22 protein-coding genes are annotated in these 21,350 nt (G+C 70.9%); 11 read left to right on the forward strand and 11 right to left on the reverse strand.

The window, feature by feature from the left end:
- Positions 1 to 14 precede the first annotated feature (14 nt).
- The 7 genes from H5398_RS17100 (at position 15) to H5398_RS02495 (ending at position 6,179) form a co-directional block, all read left to right on the forward strand.
- Positions 15 to 1,220, forward strand: coding sequence for a hypothetical protein (locus tag H5398_RS17100; RefSeq protein WP_182798881.1), 1,206 nt, complete (start codon positions 15 to 17; stop codon positions 1,218 to 1,220).
- On the forward strand, positions 1,217 to 2,158 hold the full coding sequence (locus tag H5398_RS02470; protein WP_182798882.1) for an ATP-binding cassette domain-containing protein: 942 nt from the start codon (positions 1,217 to 1,219) through the stop codon (positions 2,156 to 2,158). The genes H5398_RS17100 and H5398_RS02470 overlap by 4 nt, the downstream gene beginning before the upstream one ends.
- On the forward strand, positions 2,145 to 2,978 hold the full coding sequence (locus H5398_RS02475; protein WP_182781410.1) for an ABC transporter permease: 834 nt from the start codon (positions 2,145 to 2,147) through the stop codon (positions 2,976 to 2,978). Before H5398_RS02470 ends, H5398_RS02475 begins: the two co-directional genes overlap by 14 nt.
- A 101-nt stretch (positions 2,979 to 3,079) precedes the next feature.
- Positions 3,080 to 3,490 (forward strand): hypothetical protein, encoded by a 411-nt coding sequence (locus H5398_RS02480; protein WP_220489057.1) that lies wholly within the window; start codon positions 3,080 to 3,082, stop codon positions 3,488 to 3,490.
- Between the two features lie 34 nt (positions 3,491 to 3,524).
- Positions 3,525 to 3,968, forward strand: coding sequence for an alternative ribosome rescue aminoacyl-tRNA hydrolase ArfB (arfB, locus tag H5398_RS02485; protein ID WP_182781409.1), 444 nt, complete (start codon positions 3,525 to 3,527; stop codon positions 3,966 to 3,968).
- Positions 3,969 to 4,093: 125 nt separating this feature from the next.
- Positions 4,094 to 5,083, forward strand: coding sequence for an SDR family NAD(P)-dependent oxidoreductase (locus tag H5398_RS02490; RefSeq protein WP_182798883.1), 990 nt, complete (start codon positions 4,094 to 4,096; stop codon positions 5,081 to 5,083).
- 217 nt (positions 5,084 to 5,300) lie between these two features.
- Entirely contained in the window at positions 5,301 to 6,179 is an 879-nt protein-coding gene (locus H5398_RS02495; RefSeq protein WP_182781407.1) for an aldo/keto reductase, read from the forward strand.
- Positions 6,180 to 6,204: 25 nt separating this feature from the next.
- On the opposite strand, the gene H5398_RS02500 is transcribed toward H5398_RS02495, so the two are convergent.
- The 5 genes from H5398_RS02500 to H5398_RS02520 all read right to left on the reverse strand — a co-directional run bounded on the left by H5398_RS02500 (position 6,205) and on the right by H5398_RS02520 (position 12,410).
- Positions 6,205 to 6,750 (reverse strand): NAD(P)H-dependent oxidoreductase, encoded by a 546-nt coding sequence (locus H5398_RS02500; RefSeq protein WP_182781406.1) that lies wholly within the window; start codon positions 6,748 to 6,750, stop codon positions 6,205 to 6,207.
- 166 nt (positions 6,751 to 6,916) lie between these two features.
- Positions 6,917 to 8,779: a hypothetical protein gene (locus H5398_RS02505; protein WP_182798884.1), complete on the reverse strand. Its 1,863-nt coding sequence runs from the start codon at positions 8,777 to 8,779 to the stop codon at positions 6,917 to 6,919.
- Positions 8,776 to 9,285, reverse strand: a complete 510-nt coding sequence (locus H5398_RS02510) for a SigE family RNA polymerase sigma factor (protein ID WP_220489058.1) — start codon at positions 9,283 to 9,285, stop codon at positions 8,776 to 8,778. The genes H5398_RS02505 and H5398_RS02510 overlap by 4 nt, the downstream gene beginning before the upstream one ends.
- A gap of 697 nt (positions 9,286 to 9,982) precedes the next feature.
- A complete protein-coding gene (locus tag H5398_RS02515; RefSeq protein WP_182798885.1) occupies positions 9,983 to 11,677 on the reverse strand; it encodes a long-chain-fatty-acid--CoA ligase in 1,695 nt (564 codons plus the stop codon).
- 61 nt (positions 11,678 to 11,738) lie between these two features.
- Entirely contained in the window at positions 11,739 to 12,410 is a 672-nt protein-coding gene (locus tag H5398_RS02520) for an SDR family oxidoreductase (protein ID WP_182781403.1), read from the reverse strand.
- Between the two features lie 153 nt (positions 12,411 to 12,563).
- Here H5398_RS02520 and H5398_RS02525 point away from each other — a divergent pair, with 153 nt between their 5' ends.
- A complete protein-coding gene (locus H5398_RS02525) occupies positions 12,564 to 13,400 on the forward strand; it encodes a type II CAAX prenyl endopeptidase Rce1 family protein (RefSeq protein ID WP_182798886.1) in 837 nt (278 codons plus the stop codon).
- A gap of 22 nt (positions 13,401 to 13,422) precedes the next feature.
- Here the strand turns inward: H5398_RS02525 and H5398_RS02530 are convergent, their stop codons facing one another.
- The 3 genes from H5398_RS02530 to H5398_RS17655 form a co-directional block, all read right to left on the reverse strand.
- Entirely contained in the window at positions 13,423 to 13,641 is a 219-nt protein-coding gene (locus H5398_RS02530; protein ID WP_182781401.1) for a dodecin, read from the reverse strand.
- A 113-nt stretch (positions 13,642 to 13,754) separates the two neighbouring features.
- A complete protein-coding gene (locus H5398_RS02535) occupies positions 13,755 to 14,150 on the reverse strand; it encodes an ACT domain-containing protein (RefSeq protein ID WP_182781400.1) in 396 nt (131 codons plus the stop codon).
- A gap of 4 nt (positions 14,151 to 14,154) precedes the next feature.
- The gene (locus tag H5398_RS17655; RefSeq protein WP_182798887.1) at positions 14,155 to 15,117 is read right to left on the reverse strand and encodes an NAD(P)-dependent alcohol dehydrogenase; all 963 of its coding nucleotides are present in this window, start codon (positions 15,115 to 15,117) and stop codon (positions 14,155 to 14,157) included.
- A gap of 71 nt (positions 15,118 to 15,188) precedes the next feature.
- On the opposite strand from H5398_RS17655, the gene H5398_RS02545 reads away from it, so the two are divergent.
- The gene (locus tag H5398_RS02545; protein ID WP_182798888.1) at positions 15,189 to 15,872 is read left to right on the forward strand and encodes a TetR/AcrR family transcriptional regulator; all 684 of its coding nucleotides are present in this window, start codon (positions 15,189 to 15,191) and stop codon (positions 15,870 to 15,872) included.
- Positions 15,873 to 16,038: 166 nt separating this feature from the next.
- On the opposite strand, the gene H5398_RS02550 is transcribed toward H5398_RS02545, so the two are convergent.
- The 3 genes from H5398_RS02550 to H5398_RS02560 all read right to left on the reverse strand — a co-directional run bounded on the left by H5398_RS02550 (position 16,039) and on the right by H5398_RS02560 (position 17,562).
- The gene (locus H5398_RS02550) at positions 16,039 to 16,449 is read right to left on the reverse strand and encodes a type II toxin-antitoxin system VapC family toxin (RefSeq protein WP_220489059.1); all 411 of its coding nucleotides are present in this window, start codon (positions 16,447 to 16,449) and stop codon (positions 16,039 to 16,041) included.
- Complete coding sequence (locus H5398_RS02555; RefSeq protein ID WP_182781396.1) at positions 16,446 to 16,682, reverse strand: type II toxin-antitoxin system Phd/YefM family antitoxin; 237 nt, start codon at positions 16,680 to 16,682, stop codon at positions 16,446 to 16,448. Before H5398_RS02555 ends, H5398_RS02550 begins: the two co-directional genes overlap by 4 nt.
- A gap of 67 nt (positions 16,683 to 16,749) precedes the next feature.
- Positions 16,750 to 17,562, reverse strand: a complete 813-nt coding sequence (locus tag H5398_RS02560) for a hypothetical protein (RefSeq protein ID WP_182798889.1) — start codon at positions 17,560 to 17,562, stop codon at positions 16,750 to 16,752.
- Between the two features lie 191 nt (positions 17,563 to 17,753).
- On the opposite strand from H5398_RS02560, the gene H5398_RS02565 reads away from it, so the two are divergent.
- Complete coding sequence (locus H5398_RS02565) at positions 17,754 to 20,975, forward strand: DEAD/DEAH box helicase (RefSeq protein WP_182798890.1); 3,222 nt, start codon at positions 17,754 to 17,756, stop codon at positions 20,973 to 20,975.
- 90 nt (positions 20,976 to 21,065) lie between these two features.
- Entirely contained in the window at positions 21,066 to 21,350 is a 285-nt protein-coding gene (locus H5398_RS02570) for a hypothetical protein (protein WP_182798891.1), read from the forward strand.

Genomic DNA, 21,350 nt, shown 5'->3' on the forward strand with positions numbered 1-21,350 from the left:
TCTACCGTGGGCGCATGACCGAACGACGCTCTGCCCTCCGCACCCCCTGGATCGCCCCGATAGCCGTGGCCGGCGTTGTCGCCGTCGGCCTCCTCGTGCAGCCGCTGCTCGCCTCCGGCGAGTCCAGCAACCTGCCGGACCTCACCGCCGAGGAACTGGTGGCGCGGGTCCTCGAGTCCGAGCCCCAGGCGATGTCCGGCACCGTCGTGCACACCGCCCGCCTCGGGCTCCCCGAACTCCTCTTCACCGAGGCCTCCGGCGCTGATCCCATGTCTCTTCTCGGCGGCAGCTCGACGCTGCGTGTCTGGACCGACGGCGACGAGCGCGCCCGCGTCTCCCTGCTGGGCACCATGAGCGAGTACTCGATGGTGGCCGACGGCACGGACGTGTGGACCTATTCCAGCTCCGACGATGAGGTGGTCCGCTACACCGTCAGCGACGCGGACCGCGCCCGCCTGGAGACGATGAGCGACGAGGCCCGCGAGAAGGCCCTCGCAGGCCAGGACGAGCTGCCCACCCCGCAGGAGGCCGCGGCCAAGGTGCTGGCCAACGTCGAGGAGTACTCGACGGTGCGCGTGGACTCGCAGATCAGCGTCGCCGGGCGCGATGCCTACCAGCTCGTCGTCACCCCTGACACCGACGGCACCCTCGTCGATCACGTGGTGCTGGCAGTCGACGGTGAGACCATGACCCCGCTGCGGGTGCAGACCTGGAGCACGCAGGACGAGGCGGCCCCCGCCGTCGAGGTGTCGTTCACGGACGTGGACTTCACCGCCCCCAACGAGTCCGTGTTCGAGTTCTCCACCCCCGCCGGCGCCACCCAGCGCGACGTCGTGATCCCGATCCCCGCCGAGGGCACCGAGATGCCCGCCCATGAGGGCGACCACCAGAAGCCCACGGTGTACGGCACCGGCTGGGAGAGCGTGGTCGAGCTCACCGGCGTTGACGTCGCCGCGATGATCGCCCAGGATCCGGGCGCGATGAGCGGCATGCCCACCCCGTCGACCGGCTCCGATGAGGCGCAGGACCTGATGGACGAGTTCAAGCCCGAGCATGGGCCGGGCATGGACCTCGACGCCGCCGCCCTCTACGAGCAGCTCACCACCGAGGTGCCCGAGGGTCGCCTGCTCACCTCCGCGCTGCTCAGCGTGCTGGTGACCGACGACGGTCGCGTCCTGGTGGGGGCGGTTCCCGCCGAGACCCTGCGCGCGATGGCGTGAGCGCCCCGGCAATCCGCACCGAGGGGCTCACCAAGCGATTCCGATCCGGCCAGGTGGCCGTCGACGGGATCGACCTGGTGGTGCCCCGCGGCGCTGTCTACGGATTCCTCGGCCCCAACGGGTCGGGGAAGACCACCACGATCCGGATGCTGCTCGGGCTGGTGAAGCCGACGGCGGGTGCCGCCTGGCTGCTCGACGAGGCCATGCCCGAGAGCGGCGGGTCGGTGCTGCCGCGGGTGGGTGCGCTGGTGGAGGGGCCGGCGTTCCAGCCGTACCTCAGCGGGCGGGCCAACCTGGTCCGCCTCGACGCGTGCGACGCCACGGCAGACCCGGGCACCTCACGGTCCCGGATCGACTCGGCGCTCGAACGGGTCGGCCTCACCGCCGCCTCGGGGAAGCTGTACCGCCAGTACTCGCTCGGCATGAAGCAGCGCCTCGGCCTGGCGGCCGCCCTGCTGCGTCCGCGCGAGCTGCTCGTCCTCGACGAGCCCACCAACGGCCTGGACCCGCAGGGCACCCGCGAGGTCCGCCACCTGATCCGTGAGCTCGCCGCGGAGGGCTCCACCGTGCTGGTCTCCTCCCACCTGCTTGCCGAGATCGAGCAGGTCTGCACGCACATCGGCATCATGGGCCAGGGCAAGCTCCTCGCCCAGGCGGAGCGCCACGAACTGGCCGCAGACGACGATCCGCGCGTGGTTGTCACCACCACCGTCGACGGCGTGGCCGAGGCCACCGAGGTGCTCGGCACCCTCGGCTTGGCCGAGGTGCGCGTCGACGGCGTGGAGGTCCAGGCGCGGCTCGGGGCCACGCCCCCGGAGCGCGTGTCCGCCGCGTTGGTGCATGCGGGGGTGGACCTCGTCGGTCTCACCGTCCGCCGTCGCAGCCTGGAGCAGCTGTTCGTGGAACTGACTGGGGAGGGCTTCGATGTCGCGCGCTAGGGGTTCCTTCGGGAGGTTGCTGCGCAGCGAGCTGCGGCTGCTCTTCGGCCGGCGCCGCACGCTGGCGCTCCTCGTCGGGCTGGCGTTGGTGCCGCTGCTCCTCGCCGTCGTGCTGTTCATCGCGCAGGGTTCCGGGCTGGAGGGTCAGGGGCCGGGGTTCATCGGACGGGTCACCGGCAACGGGCTGTTCCTCGTCGTCGCGGCCCTGTTCATGTGCCTGCCGTTCCTGCTGCCGCTGACCATCGCCATCACCGCGGGCGACACGATCGCGGGCGAGGCCCAGGCCGGAACGCTGCGCTACCTCCTGACCCTGCCCGTCGCCAGGACGCGGCTGCTGCTGGCGAAGGCTCTGGTGGCACTGGCGTTCGCGGTGGTCGCGGTGCTGGTGATCGCCGTCATGGCGCTGGCCGCCGGGGGCGCGTTCTTCGGCTTGGGAGAGATGACTCTGCTGTCGGGCACCACCGTCTCCCTGGGGGCCGGGATGGCGCGGATGCTGGGTGTCGCGGGGTATGTCGCCCTGTCCCTGACGGGGCTGGTGGTGGTGGGGGTGTTCATCTCCACGCTGACCGAGGTCCCCGTCGGGGCGATGGCCGCGACGGTCGTGGTGGCGGTGGTGTCCACGGTGCTGGACTCCCTGCCACAACTCGCGGCCATCCACCCCTACCTGCTCACGCACCACTGGTTCGACTTCGCCGAGTTCCTCCGCCTCGAGGTGGACTGGGGCGTGCTGGGATCGGGGCTGCTGGTGCAGGTTGGGTGGGTTGCGGTGTTCGCGTCGCTGGCGTGGGCGAGGTTCCGCTCCGCCGACGTGACGTCCTGACGGGTTCCGCCGCGGCAGGACCCTGCCGTGGCGGGTGCGGAAGGAGCGCGAGTTCGGCCCCCGTCGACCTCATCGGGGGTGCCGGGATGGACACTGAGGAGGTGAACCTCTCTCTGTCCGGCGCGCTGCGTCTCTCAGCGAGCGGTCCGCTACGGGTGGACGAGGTGTGGGAGCGCTACACCCGGCCGGTGTGGTGGACCCGATGGGCGCCGCATCTGCGCGGCGTGGAGTACGCGGAACCGATGGTGACGCCGGGGACGACCGGCCGGGTGACGGGCCTGGGCGGGATCGTTGCGGACTTCCGCATCGATGCGGTCGACGAGGCGGCGCGGACCTGGTCCTGGAGCGTCCGCAGCGGCCCGCTGAGGCTGTCCTTCGAGCACGGGGTCGACGCGGCGGCGCCCGGGTCGGGTCGCGCGAGTGTGGCGTGGCTCGTCGTGCACGGGCCGTGGCCGGTGGTCCTCGGCTATGCGCCCATCGCCCGCTACTCGCTCGGGCGGCTCGTCGGCTGAGCCAGGCGAGGCGTAGCGGCCTACCCTGGACACTGTGAGCGAGCTGCGGATTGCACCGGGGCCGGGGCTGCCGGAGGGCTTGGTGGTCCCGGCAGGTGAGCTGACCGAGCGGTTCTCGCACGCGTCCGGTCCCGGCGGCCAGGGCGTGAACACCTCAGATTCGAGGGTGCAGCTGTCCTTCGATGTGGCCGCCTCCGCCGTGCTTGACGACGTCCAGCGGGAGCGGCTCCTGCACCGGTTGCGGTCCCGGCTTGCGGGCACCGTCCTCACCGTCGTGTCTGCCGAGTCCCGCTCGCAGCGCCAGAACCGGGGTGCGGCGCGGGAGCGTCTGGCTGCGATGCTCCGTGAAGGGCTCGCCCCGCCGTCGCCGCCGAGACGCCGCACCCGCCCGACACGGGGCTCGGTTGAGCGCAGGCTGACCACCAAGCGCCGCCACGGGGAGATCAAGCGCGGTCGCGGACGCCCCGAGGACGCGTAGCGCAAGCAGGAACAGGCTGACCCCCGGGGTGTATTAGCGTGTGCCGGACAGCCTCCTGGTGAGTATCTGCTGGCGGATGGGCCGCGCAGCATGCGGAGGCCCACCGCGTACCCCAGGAGTCACGTATGGCAGCCCCTGAGTCACACACCCAGTGCCCGGCGCGGGGCCATCGGCACCGCCTGACGGACCTGACCGGCCTGACCGCCGTCGTCACCGGCGGCGCGACGGGGATCGGCTACTTCACGGCCGAGGGACTCGCAGCCCTCGGAGCGCGCGTCGTGATCGCGGGGCGCAACGCCGACAGGTTCCGCGCAGCGCAACACGCGATCCAAGCCAGGATTCGGGGGGCGGAGGTCTCGTACCAGCCACTGGACCTGGCTGACCTGTCGACGGTGCGTGCCGCGGCCGAGCGGCTGGCTGGCCTCCCCACGCTGGACCTGCTCGTGGCCAACGCGGGGGCGATCGGCTACCCCAACCACGTCAAGCCCGGGGCGGACAAGGGCATTCGCGGGCGGACGACCGCTGACGGTCAAGAGCTCTTCTGGGGCACCAACTTCCTCGGCCACTACGCGCTCGTCGCCCTGCTGTTTCCGCTGATCAACGCCTCGAACGGCCGGTGCGTGCTCGTGGGCAGCATCGGCGACCGGGGCGCACCGCTGGCGGCGGACGCGGTGCCGCGGCCCGACCTCCGCGCCTCGGACCTGGCGAAGTACGGCCAGTCGAAGCTGGCCACGACAACCCTGATGCACGAACTCGCCCGGCGTCTTGCCCGCCACGGCGGTGGCGCGGCTGCAGTGGGCGCACACCCGGGCACGGCCGTCGACTTCCTCTCCCCACCGCGGGCAGGGGTCGCGACCAACCAGCCCGACGGTGCCCGCCTCCTGCGGGCGCCCGTGCGCCTCTTCGCCCACGGCAAGCACGACGGTGCGCTCCCGGTGCTCACCGCCGCGGCATGCCCCGAGGCGCGCAACGGCGACTACTGGGGCCCGCGCCGGATCACCAAGGGCCCGCCGGTGCTCGCCCGGTCCTCGCGGGCGACGCAGGACCCCGTGGACGCTGCTCGCCTCATGGACGCCGCAGCGGAGCTCACCGGCCTGACGCTTCCGCTGGGGTAGGGCGGGCGTCGTCTAGGAGTGTGCTGAACAATGCTGTCTCCGGCGAGGACGCGCCGGGCGGGATGAGGTGGTGCCACTACATCTGGTGCGTGTACTTGACGTCCATATCCAGATGGAGGGGTGCCAGATCGCCCGATCCGGTGCGCCGCAGCCGAGGCATGATTGTTCAGCAGGCTCCTAGGGTCGGGGCATACGACGTAGACCGCAGGAGGCACCCATGGCACACGTTCCCACCACCCCCGTCACGCTCGGCGCGTCGCGCCTCGGCGAGCGTCCCGACGGCGAGGCCCTGGCTGACGCTCTGCTCGCGTCCCCGCTCGGCCATGTCGACACCAGCAACAACTACGCCGACGGACGCAGCGAGCAGTTCCTCGGCGACGCGATCCGTCGGGCCGGTGGCGTGCCGTCGGGCAAGGCCGTCTTCTCCAAGGCGGACCGGGATCCGGCCACGGGGATCTTCGACGCCGCTCGAGTGCGGCGCTCGCTCGAGGAATCACTTGAACGGCTCGGTGTGGACCACCTGCCCCTGTACCAATTCCACGATCCGTTCACGATCACCGTCGACGAGGCCCTCGCACCTGGTGGCCCCGTCGAGGCGTTGATCGCGCTGCGGGACGAGGGCGTTATCGGGGCGATCGGGATCGCGTACGGATCACTGGCGGAGACGCGCGCGTATGTGGAAACGGGGCTGTTCGACGTGGCCCTCAACCACAATCGCTACACCTTGGTGGACCGCTCCGCGGAGGAGCTCTATGTGCGGGCGCGCGAGCTCGGCATGCAGGTCTTCAACGCGGCGCCCTTCGGCGGCGGAACGCTGGCCAACGGGGAGAGCACCTACGGCTACCACAGCATGCCGGTGGAGTTCGCGGCGCACGTCGGCAGGGTCCGCGAGTTGGCGCGGGAGGCCGGCGTCGATCTGGCCGCTGCAGCACTGCAGTTCTCGATGCGCAGCCCGCTGGTGGACACCACGGTCGTGGGCATCCCGTCGCTGGCCAGGCTCGACGCGCTGGCGGGGTTGATCGAGGCCGAGGTCGCGGACGAGTTCTTCGCCGCCGTCGAGGCGCTGGGCGCGCCTCCGGCCAGCGGCAACAACTGAGTCGCCACTGACCGGAGGAGGGGCGTCAGGCCGCGGCGTCGTCCGAGGCGGCGGCGTCTGCGAGCTTGTCGGAGAGCGAGTGCAGCTCGGCGAGCTTGTCTGCGCCGGCCGTCACCCGACCCTCCATCGTGACATCGGTGTTGAAGATCAGTCCCGTGGTGCCCACAACGTCGGCCTTGAGGTTCTCCATCAGCTGAGTGAGAGCCTTCGTCGCGCGGCCACCGCCACCGAAGCCGTAGCCCACGAACGCGATGGGCTTGCCCTCCCACTCGGCGTAGAGGTAGTCGATGGCGTTCTTCAGCGGCGCGGGGAAGAAGCCGTTGTACTCAGGCGTGACGATCAGGACCGCGTCGGCGGCGTCGATCGCGGCCTTCCAGGCCAGCGTGTGGGGCTGGGTGTAGACGCCGGAGCCGGCGGGCGCGCCCTCGTCGATGAACGGGAGGTTGATCTCCGCGAGGTCGAGCATGGTGACGTCCCAGTGGGAGTCCAGGGTGTCGGCCACCCAGTCACTCACTGTGCCGCCGATGCGCTGGGGACGGGTGGACGAGACGATGATCGCGAGATTGTTCACGCCTCAACTGTGGCACGAGATTGCTTGACCTTTCAATTACGCTGTGGGCGGACGCGGCACCCCCCGTCCCCCATCGTGAACGACACGCCGTTCCGATGGCCACCCGGTGCCCAATGCGGACACGGCCTCGCACTCGGGCGGCGTTTCGTGCACGCGTTCCGTCCACTCAGGGGGTGCCGCCGCGTAGGCCGGCGAGGATTTCACTCCACGCCCCCGCCAGGTCGCCGTCGGGGGTCCAGGGACCGCCGTCGGGGACGCCGAGGGGATCCAGCCGGAGCTGCAGGTCCTCGTCGATCAGGTAGGTGACCGGGTCGCCGTATTGGGTGAGCATCACCACGTACGGCCCGTCCTCCGGGATGTTCCATTGGTCATCCGGGGTGGCCGTGGCCTGGGAGATGGCCAGGACCAGGTCGCCCGGGAGCTCACGCTGCATCCATTCGTCCCCGACGGCGGGCTCCGCGGGAAGGCCGCACACGTAGCCGCGGTAGAGCGAGCCGCGCTCCACGGGGCCTAGCGAGTTGAGTCCGACGATCCCCGCGTTGTCGCTGCAGAGGGAGACCTCGTCGAGGAAGGGCTCGGGGTTCGCCTCGCGCTGGGCCGTCCACAGCGGGAGCAGGTCCTGGAGCAGCTGGGCGCCGCCCGCGCGGTTGCCCCAGCCGCCGACCCACTCGCAGTTGACGGTCTCGGCGGAGACGACGCGACGCGTGCCGTCGGGGTAGTCGAGCACCACGTGGTAGGTGATCCCGCCCATCTCCCGGCACGCCTCGTAGTCGGGGCTGGGCAGCGCGTTGACGGCGTCGACGACGCGGTCCGGGTCCGTGGTCAGCGGTTCGATGGGGCCCACGCCGCCGAACGTCTCCCAGCGGTCGCCACACAGCCATGCCCTCGCTGCGCCGTCGGGGAGGTTCTCGGTGCTGGGGAGTTCCTCGGCCGCGAGGGCGCCGGTCTGGATGTCGTCGCACACCTGCGAGACCAAGCCGTCGCCACGCTCATCCGGGAGCACGACGGGGGTCGGGCTGGGCGACGGGACAGGTCCGCCGTCAACGCCCTGCGCCTCGACGATGCGCGCCTCGAGGGCAACGTCCAACGGCCCCCACATCCAGCGGGCCGTGCCGTCGTCCCACCAGTAGGTGGCGTCATTCCGGTGGAGCGAGACGGGATCGCCCGTGGGCGTGAGCAGGACCAGGGCCGGGAGCGGCGCCTCCCACCCCACCTCCGTGCTTGCCAGCGCGTCGCCGGACTGGAGCGCGGCGAGGAGATCGGCGGTGAGTTCGGCGTCCAGCTCGACCGCCGAGCCGTCCGCACGGCAGGCGACCGCTCGCGTCAGACCGTCCAACTCCAAGGGCCGGAGGACGGAGGCGTAGGAGGAGTCGCAGAGCGCCGCCCCCGTGAACTGGAACCCGGACTCCTCGCGCTCGGCCTTCCACAGCTCGCGGAGAGTGTTCAGGTAGCCGGCGCCGTCGGCTCGGAAGATGTCGAACATGCCGGTCGCGTCCCGGAGGTCGCCGCAGCCGGCGATCCGCACCGCCCGGTGCACGCCGTCGGCGTACTCCACCACGACGGTGTAGTCGAGCGGGTTCGGCATGCAGTCCAGCACGCCCACGGACTTCTCCAGCACGTTGAAGGCTTCGACGGCGGCACCAGCGCGCGCGACGAGCGGATCCGGCATGCCCACCAACTCCAGCTCCGATCCGGTGTCGGAACGGCCACACAGCCAGACGCGGGTGGCGCCGTCGGGGAGGTCGTCGTCGACGAGGGGCTCGGCTCCGGGGAGGGGGTCGCGGCAGGGGTCGGGGACCAGTGGCGTCGCGGCGGGGGTGGGGCTCGGGGTGGCCAACACCACCGACGGAGGCGCGGTGAGCTGGAGCGCCAGCGGCGTGGCCATGCCCACGACGGCCACCACCGCGGCCGCAGCCACGCCCATTCGCCGCTTCCGCGCACGGTTCCTGGCGGCGGCCGCCCAGCCGCGAGCGCTCGGGCGGGGCGGGACGCCGTCGCGGAGGGCGTCGGAGAATTCCTGTTCGTTCATGGCCTGTCCTCCTGGGCGAGGTGGGGGGAGATGCGCAGGGCGGCGAGCCCGCGGCTGACGTGGGAGGTGACGGTCCCCTCGGGGATGCGCAGCAACTCGGCCACCTCGCGGGTGGGGCGGTCCTCGAAGTAGCGCAGCACGAGGCAGGTGCGCTGGAGTCGCGGGAGTGCGGCGAGGGCGCGGTGGACGTCGGTGCCGAGCGATGGTTCGCCTGCGTCCGACGGCCGGTCCGGCGGGCTGTCGGAGGGCACCTCCGAGCGCCACTGGAGCCGGCGCCACCAGGAGATGAACGTGCGGTACATCGTCGTGCGGACGTAGGCCTCGAAGTGGTGGTCGTTGTCGAAGGAGTCGTAGCGGCTGTAGGTCTTGGACAGCGCCGTCTGGACGAGGTCCTCGGCGTGCTGCCGATCCCCGGTGAGCAGCCAGGCGGCCACCCAGAGTTCGCCACCGCGGGCGGCGACGTACCTGTCAAACCCGTTGGTCATCACCTCGACCGGGTGCTCCATCACAGCCTCCATACCCTGTAGACGCGGTGAGTGGTCCGCTTCACTGCACTGGGATCAGCGAACCAGACCCGACGTGCCCACACTGCTCCCGAGCCGCGACCCGCGATGCCTGTTCGGTGGATCTGGTGCCGACTACGCGCCCAGTCCCACCGGACAGCCAGAACCCGGAGCCAGAATCGGCCCACTCACGCGAGATGCCCAGCAGGGGCGACGGCGGGGTCGAGGGGCGAGGGTCCGGCAGGACGCGTCGTGGCCCGCGAGGGTGGGGGACGACAGGGCGGCTGCACGCCGCGCTGCCCGCGAGGGCGACGGCGGGGTCGAGGGGCGAGGGGCGAAGGTCCGGCAGGACGCTGCGATGCCCGCGAGGGCGGGTGACGGCAGGGCGGCTGTGCGTTGTGATGCCCAACCCGACGATCACCCAACTGGCATCCCGCCTGAGCAGACCCGAGCCAGGGCCGCCTTGACGGCACACTCCCGGACTCGAGCACGCCACAGGGAAACGAGTGCAGGGAGCGCTGGCACGAGGCCCGGGCGGCCTCCACAACTGAACCAACGGCCGGCCGGAGGCCGACGGGGAGGGCTGTGGACAAGGGGGCCGCCCGGGCATCGGGTCAGGGCTCCCTGCACCGGGCGCGGTTCGGTTTCGACGCGCGTTGCGCCGCTTCGCGGCTTGGCGCGGCTCAACCAGCGGGAAAGATCAGGGAGCGGAGACGGCCCGTGCGGCGAGACGGTCGCGGACCTGCTTGCGCAGCACCTTGCCCAGCATCGACTTCGGCAGCTCGTCGACCACCACCACCTCGCGCGGCACCTTATAGGCGGCCAACCGCTCCCTGCACCACGTGCGCACTGCCTCCGGATGCACCGTGGCGCCCGGGCGCGGAACCACCTCCGCCACGACGCGCTCTCCCCCGCCCTCCAGCTTCAGGCCGACGACGGCGGCGTCGTCGATGTCCTCGTGCGCACGCAGGACCGCCTCCACCTCCGTCGGCGACACGTTGAAGCCGCCCGTGATGATCAGCTCCTTCACGCGGTCCACGATGGTGGTGAAGCCGTCGGCGTCAACGGTGACCAGGTCGCCTGTGCGCAGCCATCCGCCGGGCAGCAGCACCGCCTCGGTCTCCTCCGGCGCGTTCCAGTACCCCTGGAACACCTGCGGACCGCCCAGCAGAAGCTCACCACGCTCCCCCTGGGGCACCTCACGGGACGGGTCCTCCGGGTCCACCACGCGCATCCGGGTGCTGGGGAACGGGATGCCGATGGTGCCGGTGCGCCGCGACGGGTGGAACGGATTCCCCAGCGCCACGGGGGCGGTCTCGGTGAGGCCGTAGCCCTCGACGAGGAGCCCCCCGGCCACCCCCTCCCAGAGCTCGACGATCGGGTCGGTCAGGTTCATCGCCCCGGAGATGCAGAAGCGGGCCGACTTCAGGCTCACGCCACGCTCGAGGGCCCGTCGGGCGGTCTTCTCGTAGATCGGCGGGACCGCGCAGTACACCGTCGGCGGGGTGGTGCGGGCGGCGTCGAGGACCATGTCTGCGTCGAAGCTCGGGAACAGGACGATCCGGGCGCGCTTGAGGATGCCGAAGGTCAGGTACAGCGTCATGCCGAACGCGTGGAACATGGGCAGGACGGCGTAGATCACCTCCCGGTCGTCCACGGCGTCGTGCATCCATGCCGCGCCCTGCAGTGCGTTGGCGTAGAGGTTGCGGTGGGTGAGGATCGCGCCCTTGGCGCGGCCGGTGGTGCCGCTGGTGTACTGGATGACGGCCACGTCGTCGACCGCGGGGCGCGGATGCGCGGGTTCGAGGGCGGGCGCCCGGAGCAGGTCCTCCCAGGGCATGGTGCCGGGCGCCGGCTGGGTGAGGCGGTCGCGGGCGGCGCGCAGCTTCGGCACAGGCAACTGCAACGCCAAGCGCTTGACAAGGGGAAATGCCCGCAGCAGGTTGACCGAGACGACATGCTCGACCTCGATGTCGCTCGGCTGCTCGCGGATCTTGCCCACGGCCGCGTCCCAGGCGACGACCACCCGGGCGCCATGGTCCTCGAACAGGTGACGCAGCTCGCGCGCAGTGTAGAGGGGGTTGTGCTCCACGACGATCGCGCCCAGCCGCAGGACCGCGTAGAACGCGACGACGTGCTGCGGGCAGTTGGGCAGGATCAGTGCCACGCGGTCGCCTGCGCGGACGCCCAGCCTGCGCAGGCCCTCGGCGACGCGGGCAATCTGCTCCCCGAGACTCCGGTAGCTGGTCTCGCGGCCGAAGAACTGCAGCGCCACGCCGTCGCCGCCCTTGGCGACCGCCTCCTCACACATCTCCACCAGTGAGGTGGGCGGGGTGGCGATGTCTGCCGGGACCCCCGGCTGGTAGTGCTTCACCCAAGGGCGCTCGTCAGTCATGGGTCCATCCTGTCAGGGCCCGGCTCGGCTCCCACCAGTGGCCCCGTGCGGGCCTCGACCGTCAGCCGTCGAGGTCCATATCGCCGGCGAAGTGACGGAACTGCTCCTTCGTGGCGTGCATCTCCCAGAGCCGTTCGGCGAGCACCGTCGGGTCCTTGCGGGGGTGACCCTCGATGATCCCGCCGGGGATGATCAGCTGGGTGACGTGGATGTTGTCCGGCGCCAAGGCGTCGTGCAGCATCTGACCCAATGCCGACTCCCCCGCGAACGCCACCGACGTGCCGGCGAATTTCGCCACCGGGCGCACCGCGCTGCCACCGTTGACGAGCAGGATCGTGCCGCCTCCGCGGAAGCGCATGTGCTGCATGACGTGATGGATCGCCACGAGCGGCCCGTAGACGGAGAACTCGATGGCCGGCTGCAGGTCCTCGACGGTGGTCTCCAGCACTGGGCGCAGGAATTCCTTCGCCGGCAGCGGGCTGTACTGCAGCACGTCGATGGGGCCGAGGTCAGCGGCCGCGTCGTCGAGCGCGGACCGCAGGGAATCGTGGTCGCGGACGTTTGCCACGTAGCCCCGGGCCGTGATGCCCTCTGCGGTCAGTTCCTCGGCGAGGGCATGGACGCGTTCGGCGGTGCGAGAGATGAGCGCCACCGAGAAGCCCTCCTTGGCGAAGCGGCGGGCGACTGTTGCGCCGAGTCCGGCTCCGGCACCGATGATGGCAAGCGTGGGCATGGTGATCCTCCCGTGGTCGTCGTTGACTACCCCACCGAGCCTACTCACCTCGACGGCGCGGGAGACGCCGGCCCCACTCGACAGCGCGGCTCATGGGTCCATTCATGAGCCGCGCGCCCCACCGTCGGGCGTCTCATGCGGAATGCTGGACCCATGGCCTCCCCACCGACGCCCCTCGCTCAGGACCCGTCGTCGGCTCAGGCATGGTCGGTGCGCGATCTGATCCCCGCGGCGGGGGTGTCGATCTCTGCGGTCCTGTTGTTCGCGTTCCAGCTGGCCGGATGGGGGCACGCGCTGCTGCTACTGAGCCTGCTGGCCGCCTGTCTCGTGAACCGCGAGCTGGGCAGGGACCTGCTGCTGATCGGGGTGGGTGTGGCGATCGTCAGCGCCACCTCCGTCGAGGCCGACGTGAGCTGGGACCGCTTCCTCATCATCGGAGCGGTGCTGATCCTCGCCGTCTCGGTGCCGCTGCTGATCGACCGCTTCGTCTACCGCCGCCGGGCAATCACGTTCCCCTGGCGAGGGGAACATCGATGGTCTCGGCTAGAGGTCATCTACGTGGTCGCGGTGCCGTTCCTGGGCTGGGCGATCCTGCCGTTCTACTTCATCCGCTCCGGCGCCTACCTCAACTGGCCGCACATCACCGACGCCAGTGAACTGGCGCGGTTCTTCGTCGGCGTCAACGCGGTGGGCACCTGGGACGAGCTGTTCTTCATCTGCACCTGCTTCGCCCTGCTGAGGCGGCACTTCCCGGTGTGGCTGGCCAACGCTCTGCAGGCCACCATCTTCGTCTCGTTCCTGTGGGAGCTCGGCTACCGCGAGTGGGGACCGCTCCTGACCATCCCGTTCGCACTGATCCAGGGCTTCCTGTTCGCGCGCACGGGCTCCCTGCTCTACGTCCTGGTGGTGCACCTGCTGTTCGACGCCATCGTGTTCATGGCCATCGTGCACGCCCACAACCCGGACATGTTCGCCTTCTTCATCTACTGACGACGACGGTCCTGCGTCGCGCTCACGCCGTGTGGTCCTCCAGGCGGAATCCGAGCTTCAGGCCCACCTGGTAGTGGGCAACCTGGCCGTCCTGGATGTGGCCGCGGATCTCGGTCACCTCGAACCAGTCCAGGTGGGACAGCGTCTGCGACGCCCGCGCGACAGCCCCATCGATGGCCTGCTGCAGGCCCTCGCTCGAGCTACCGACGATCTCGGTCACCTTGTAGGTGTGGTCAGTCATGGCGAACTCCCTCGTTCAGGGTTGCCTTCCGCAACCAGGATCCCTCCAGGCTAAGCGACGGATCGCGGCTGCGAGCCTCCCCCGTCGATCTCCTCATCGCTGGGCCGGCTCGCTCACACCCGCGCGTTTCCGGCCAGGCGACGAAGGGCCGCCAGGGCGTCGTCCAGCCGGTCGGCCGGGACCAGGAGGTGGTCGTGGTGGTACCCCGCGACGACGTTGCAGCTGATGCTCGCCTCCGCCAGCGCCGTGCTCACAGCCGCTGTCAGCCCGACGGCGGCCAGCGATGACTGCACCGTGAGCGTGATCCACCCCGCGACGTAGTCGTAGTCCAACCCGAGCCGGTCCGCGTCCTCCTTGCGAAGCACCATGCTCAGACCTTCCGATTCGACGACGCTGGCCAGCACCTCAGCCTCCACAGGCCCGGGGCCAACCACGAAGACGAAGGCCCCAGGGCACACGACGGGGGACATCGTCGCCAGCAGGGTGGTCAGCTCCGTCTCGCCGCTCATGGCCTCAGCCTGCCTCATTGGGTTCGGGGATGAGCACGAGGTTGCCCACCTTGCGGCCGGAATCAACGCGCCGGTACGCCTCCGGCAGCCGGCCAAGCCCCTCGAACTCCTCGACGGCGGGGTCCAGCCGGCGCTCGGCGACGAGGGCCAGCAGGTAGGCGAAGTCCTCGGGCCGCTCGGGAGCTGGGCCGGCATGCACCCGGCCGCGCGCCCGGAGGGTGTCCCAGAGCCCGGCGACGGCGAGGACCAGAGCACCCTCCTGTGAGACGAGCCGGAGCCCCTCAGAGCGGGAGACGTTGCCGACTGCGTCGAACATCACGTCGTAGGTGCCGGTCAGCCGCGACACCGGCGTCTGCGAGTAATCCACCACCCTGTCCGCTCCCCACCGGGTCACGACGGCGGCGTTCGTCGCGCTGGTGACCGCCGTGACGTCCGCGCCCATGACCTTGGCCAGCTGCACAGCAGCGGACCCGACAGATCCGGAGGCCCCGTTGACCAGCGCGGTCTGACCGGCCCGCAACCCGGCCCTGTCGCGCAGGAAGTACAGCGCCGTGGTGCCGCCGAACAGGACCCCGGCCGCCTCGGCGTGGGTGATGCCGGCGGGCTTCGGCACCATGCGGGCTGCCGGCACCGCCACGTACTGCGCGTGCGCCCCGAGGGCGCCGGACATGCCCGCCACCTCGTCGCCCACCGCGAGCCCCGCGACCTCGGCGCCCACACCGACCACGACCCCCGAGAGGCTGCCGCCCAATACCCGACGGCGCGGCCCGCGCATGCCCAAACCCAGCCGGGCGAGTACCCCGAACCCGGCCGGGAACCGGCCGGCCCGCATCCGGGCGTCGCCGGAGGTGACGGCCACCGCCTCGACGCGGACGACCACCTCGCCCTGGCCGGGCTGGGGGATGGGAACCTCGACGATCGCCACCTCCTCGGGGGGTCCGTAGCGGTGCACCACTGCTGCTTTCACGACTCTCCTTACGGGTGTAAGTCTGCTCGCTTCACTGTAGCCTTACACCTGTAAGAACACAAGGAGGAGCCATGGAATCCCGCACGCCACTCAGCCTGGAGCGCATCGTCGAGGCCGCCGTCGCCGTCGCGGACCGCTCAGGACTCAGCGGGGTCAGCATGCGCACAGTGGGGCGGGAGCTCGGGGTGGAGGCCATGTCGCTGTACCACCACGTGGCCAGCAAGGACGCCCTCCTCGACGCGCTGGCCGATTGGATCTTCTCCCGGATCGAGCTGCCGCTGGGCGGGGAGCCATGGCGCGCCGGGATGGTTCGCCGGGCCTCGTCGGCGCGAGCGGTGCTCGCCGCGCACCCGTGGACGTTGGGGCTCATCGAGTCGCGAACCAACCCCGGCGCGGCGCTGCTCAACCATCACGATGCGGTGCTCGGGTGCCTGGTGGGCGGCGGGTTCCCGCCGAGGTTGGCATCTCACGCGTTCTCCGTGATCGACGCCTACGTCTACGGGTTCGCCCTCACCGAGCAGAACCTCCCGTTCGACTCCTCCCGCGCTGAGGGCGCCGAGGACTACGCGGCCGCGGTGGGATCGCTGCTTCAGCCCTACCCCCACCTGGCCGCGCTCATCGACGAGGTGGCGACGGGCTACACGTTCGCAGACGAATTCGGTTACGGCCTCGAGCTCATCCTCGACGGGCTGGAGGTTCGGCTGGCCACCCACCGGCCCGCCGGATCCCCCACCCCGGGGGAAGGAAACCGATAGCCCCGGCCAGCGCCTCAGAGGCGACCAACCGCGACTCGGCCGGGCGCGGGGACGACCGGCTCTCCGGCGAAGTCCACGGTGGTAGCCGTCCGTGGCGACGTTCTCGGGGACGCAAGGGACGGCCCGGCACTGGCGCGGCTGCGCTATCGAAGCCCCTCTTGACGCCTCAGGACTCGGCGTGCGCGGCCCGGACGGCCCGCACGTCGAGCCCCGCGATCCCCTCGAAGTCACGTGGGTTGGCCGTGTAGATCGGCAGCCCGCGTGACAGCGCAGTGGCCGCGATGAGCGCGTCGTACGCGCGCGCTGCAGGCTTTCGCCCCGCAGACCTCAGCGAGGCGGCCACCACCCCGAAGGCCCTCGCCGCGGCACCGTCGAACGGGATGGGGTCGAAGTCCGCCTCCGCCTGCTGCACCAGCGCCTGGCGGGCCGCACGTTCCACATCCGAGCGCGCAACGTGCGGCCCCACTGACAACTCCGCCATCGTGACTGCGGTGATCATGGGCTCGGCAGGCAGCGAGGCGGGTTCCAGGATGCCCAGGTCGATCACTGCGGAGGTGTCCAGAATCCCTTCACTCACAGCGACGGATCCAGCACGGTGTCGATGTCTGCCTTGAGCGCTGCCGCATCCACCCGTGGCAGCGCCCTCCATCTGTCGACCAGCTCGGCGGCACCTCGTGGACGACGCGGGAGCGGAACCACTGCCGCCACCGGCTCGCCGTCTCGCGTCACCGTCAGGCTCTCACCGCGAGCCACGCGCGCCAGCACATCCGCGCTGCGGTTGCGCAGGTCTCGCACCGTCACACTTCCCATCTCCTCACTGTATCACCGGTGATACATCACCTTTGGCTGCCGCCTGGGAGCATCACCAAGCTGCGAATCAGGCCGCGCGGACGTCGTCGGCCGAGATCTGGTTGTTCACCAGATCCTTGCGCAGGTTCTCGGCCAAGGGGAGAGCGTGCTTGCTCAGCTCATTGACCAGCCGGTGGGCGAGGAGCCACAGCCGGTGGCACTCGGCCTCGGCCGCGGCGGCCGCCTCGGCCCGGGAGGTGGGCAACGCCCCACACCAGCTTCTGATGATCTCCCCGGCGGGGGCCTCCTCATCGGCGTACCAGCGATAGTCCCGGCGGGGTGAAAAGTAGCCGGGGCGCTCGTCGTCGTAGTGGTCCGCGTAGCTGTCTCGCCCGCGCGCGATCTGCAGGGCCTCGGCCGGGTGCGCGACGCACAGCGCCATCGCGATCCTCTGGCCTCCCAGCGCCGACACCCGAAGACTGCTGCCTTCCGCAACCTGTCCGCACGCCGCCAGCAGGACATCCATCGGCAGCCCCGTCCGGGCAGCCAGCCGAGCAGTGTCGTGGATGACGACCTGACCAGAGTGCTCCAACGTGGCCACCTCGCGCGGGACCAGCCGGAAGACACGTCGGATGGATCCTGACAGGCGGGAATCCGGGGCCTGATTCCGGATGAGCTCCTCCGCGGCCAGCTTCTCCTCGTAGGCCCGGGCGTCCTCCCATCTGCACTTGAGACGCGTCCGCGCGACCTCCCGCTCGCGGCCGTCCTCGAAGCGGATGAGGTAACGGTCCTTCTTGGGCCGAGGCACGATCTCCAGGATCTCGACTCTGCTCGCGTTGGGCCGGTAGTCGTCCGGGTAGTACGCCCAGACCTCGCCCACCTGCACGTCCATTGCTTCCATCTCCGTCGCCCTTCTCTCTGAGGTCGCCCCATCACAGCAGCCGCCGCGGCCGATTCGGGACTTCATCGACCCCCTGTGGATAACTTCCGACGACTGTCCCCAACCTGGTCGTTGTCCGGGATGAACGCCAGGAGCCGGGACACCGGCGACGCGGAGCGGGCGGGAGGCCGTAGCGGGTACCCTCGTCCGTTATGGGCCCTGACGACGTGGAGTGGGTTCGGGAGTTCTCCGAGCCCGAGCTGAAACGGGTCTTCGGCGCATCCACCTACTTCCGCGGCAAGGGCTACTTCGACGCCGGGCACGTCCGCGACCTCACCGTCGCGCCCGACGAACTCGGGGCGCTGGTCACCGGCAGCGGGCGTCATGTTTACGAGGTCGAGGTCACCCGCAGTGGCCGGCGCCTCGACAACTGGTGCAGCTGCCCGATGGGCCGCTCCTGCAAGCACGTCGCCGCCGTGATGCTCGCGGCGCGCGCCCGGCTCCGCCAACGCCCCGCCAGCACCACGTGGGAGAGCCAGCTCGCGCACCTGATCAAGCTCGGCGACGCCTCCGCCACCGCCGGACGGGCGCTCGCCCTCGAGTTCTCCGTCCCCACCCTCCACTACGGCGCCGCCGTGTCGCGCATCACGCTGCAGCCCCTCCGCGAGGGCGCCCGCACCCCGTGGGTGAAGACCGGCGCCTCGTGGGGCGACATCACCCAACCGTGGCGGGCCGCGGAGCTGAACCCCGCGCATCGGGCGGCCCTGGCACAGCTGCACCTCCTCAGCCCCGACAACGCCTACTCCTACGGCGTCCCCGCGACAGTGGACCTCGCGAGCCTCGGCCCCCTCGCCTGGCCGCTGCTGCGGCGCGCGGTCTCGGCCGGCGTCGTCCTCCTCGCCGGCGAGGGCCTGCGGTCCGTGCGGATCGGCGACGACTCCGCCACGGTCGCGCTGGACCTCACGCGCTCGGCCGACGGCGGCATCACCGCCCGGCCGCGCGTCTCCCTGGTGGATCCCGACGCCCCAGGACGGGTCCTGCTGTTCGGCAACCCGGCCCACGGGGTGGGGCAGCTCGACGGCGGCGCCCTGACTCTCTGGCCGCTCGCCGCCCCACCGGCCGAGGGGCTGGACCGGCTCCTCGCCGACGGGAAGGCGGTCGAGATCCCCGCCGAGGACGTCAATCGCTTCCTGACCCTCTATTACCCGGCCCTCGCTCGCACGGGAGCGGTGTCCACCTCTGACGGCACCGTCGAGGCCCCGGAGATCGTCCCACCCGTCCTGCACCTCACCCTCACGCACCTCCCCGGCCACGTCACGCACCTCAGGTGGGGGTTCGCCTATCCGTCGCCGGTGGCCGGACAGGGCCCCACCGTCGTCCCTCTCGCGCACGCCGCAGGGGATCCGCCGCGCGATGTGCCGGTGGAGCGGCGCCTCACCGAGGCGGTGGTCGCGCTGCTCAGCGTCGTGGGCGCCTCACTGCTGGAGGCCACCCCCCGCCCAGTCCTGATCGCCCACCACGAGCTGCAGGGCATGGCGGCCGCCGCGTTCCTCGCCGACGTCCTCCCCCACCTGCTCGAAGCAGGGGTGCAGGTGCAGGAGGAGGGCGACGCGGTGGCCTACGAGGAGGCCTCGGAGGCCCCCGTCGTGCTCCTCACAGCAGACGACACCGAGGACCGCGACTGGTTCAACCTCCACATCACCGTCTCCGTCGACGGCCAGGAGGTGCCGTTCGAGGAACTGTTCAGAGCCCTGGCCGCAGGGGACGACGCCCTGCTCCTGGACTCCGGCACCTGGTTCCGCCTCGACATCCCGGAGCTGCAGGACCTCCGACGACTCATCGAGGAAGCCCGCGAGCTCACCGACGGAAGCCCCAACGGCCCGCTTCGCATCGGCCCCTACCAGGCCGCCCTGTGGGAGGAGCTCGTCGAGCTGGGCGTGATCGCGCGCCAGAGCAAGCGATGGCTGGCCTCCGTGGAGCGCCTCCTCCCCGACGCCGACCGCCCGGCGCCCGCCCTCCCGGACGGGATCCGCGCCACGCTGCGCCCCTACCAGCTCCGCGGCTACGAATGGCTGGCCGCGCTCTGGGACGCGCGGCTGGGCGGGGTGCTTGCCGACGACATGGGCCTCGGCAAGACGCTCCAGACCCTCGCCCTGCTGGAGCGGGCGCGCGAGGCCGGGGAGCTGGACGGCACGCCGGTGCTCGTCGTGGCCCCCGCCAGCGTGGTGGGAACCTGGGCCGACGAGGCGGCGAAGTTTGCGCCAGGCCTGAATGTCGCGGTGATCACCGCCACGGGGAAGCGCCGGGGCGACACTGTCGCGGCGGCTGTCGCGGGCGCACACGTCGTGGTCACCTCGTACACGCTGATGCGGCTGGAGGACGCCGAGTACCGGGCGCTGCAGTGGAGCGGGCTGATCCTCGACGAGGCCCAGTTCGTGAAGAACCACCGCTCCCGCACCTACCAGGCCGCCCGACGGCTCGGCGCCCCGTTCACGCTGGCCATCACGGGCACCCCCCTGGAGAACTCGCTGATGGACCTGTGGTCCATGCTGTCGCTGTCGGCGCCCGGCCTGTTCCCGCGCCCGGACCACTTCACCGAACGGTTCCGGAAGCCCATCGAGAACGAGCGCGACCTTCTGGCCCTCGAGACCCTTCGACGGCGGATCAAGCCGTTCGTGCTGCGCCGGACCAAGCGCGAAGTGGTGCAGGAACTGCCGGAAAAGATCGAGCAGGTGCAACGCGTGGAGCTCACTCCCGCGCACCGCAGGGTCTACGACAAGTACCTCCACCGGGAGCGGCAGCGGGTACTCGGCATGCTGGAGGACATGGACCGCAACCGGGTGGCGATCTTCCGTGCGCTCACGAAGCTGCGGCAGCTGGCGCTGGACCCGGTCCTGGTGGACGCGGAGCACGCCTCGGGGGCGCCGTCGGCGAAGGTCGCCGCCCTGGTGGAGCAGGTCACCGAACTGGCGGCGGAGGGCCACCGGGCGCTGGTGTTCAGTAGCTTCACCGGCTATCTCAAGCTCGTGCGGGAGGCGCTGAGCGAGGCGGGCATCAGCCACGTCTACCTCGACGGCCACACCCGCGACAGGCCGGCCCGCATCGCCGCGTTCCGCGAGGGCGAAGACCCGGTGTTCCTGATTTCGCTGAAGGCCGGCGGCTTCGGGCTGACGCTGACCGAGGCGGACTACGTCTTCGTGCTGGACCCGTGGTGGAACCCGGCCGCGGAGAGCCAGGCCATCGACCGGACCCACCGCATCGGCCAGACCAGATCGGTCAACGTGTACCGGATGGTCTCGGAGGACACCATCGAGGAGAAAGTGGTGGCGCTGCAGGAACGCAAGCGGGACCTGTTCACCTCCGTCATCGACTCGGGCTCCTTCTCCTCCGGGGCCATCACGGCCGCAGACATCCGCGGCCTCTTCGACGAATAGGCCCCCGGCGCTGGGCCGCGTCGCTCCCGGCACGCAGAAGGAGGCGCGCAAACTCCTTGTCTGGCACCGATCCCGTGCAAGGCTGGGCGCATGAGCATGGACGCGCAAGACGGCAGCATTGACGGACTCGAGCAGCTGGACGCCGAGGACGTCGCCGACGCCGAGCACCCCTACGGCGAGGTGACAGCCGAAGACCTCGGCACCGCTGACCTCATCGACGACGGCGCTGACGCCGCCTCGATGGTCCCGAACGATCCCCAGACGCCGGTGGACTCGGCTCTCCACACCGACGACACCGATCACGACGAGACCATCGAGGAACGGCTGCGCCAGGAGGAGCCGGACCCGTCGTCGAGAATCACCTACGGCGGGTAG

The organism is Tessaracoccus sp. MC1679 (assembly GCF_014164775.1).
In the GTDB taxonomy this organism is placed as follows: domain Bacteria; phylum Actinomycetota; class Actinomycetes; order Propionibacteriales; family Propionibacteriaceae; genus Arachnia.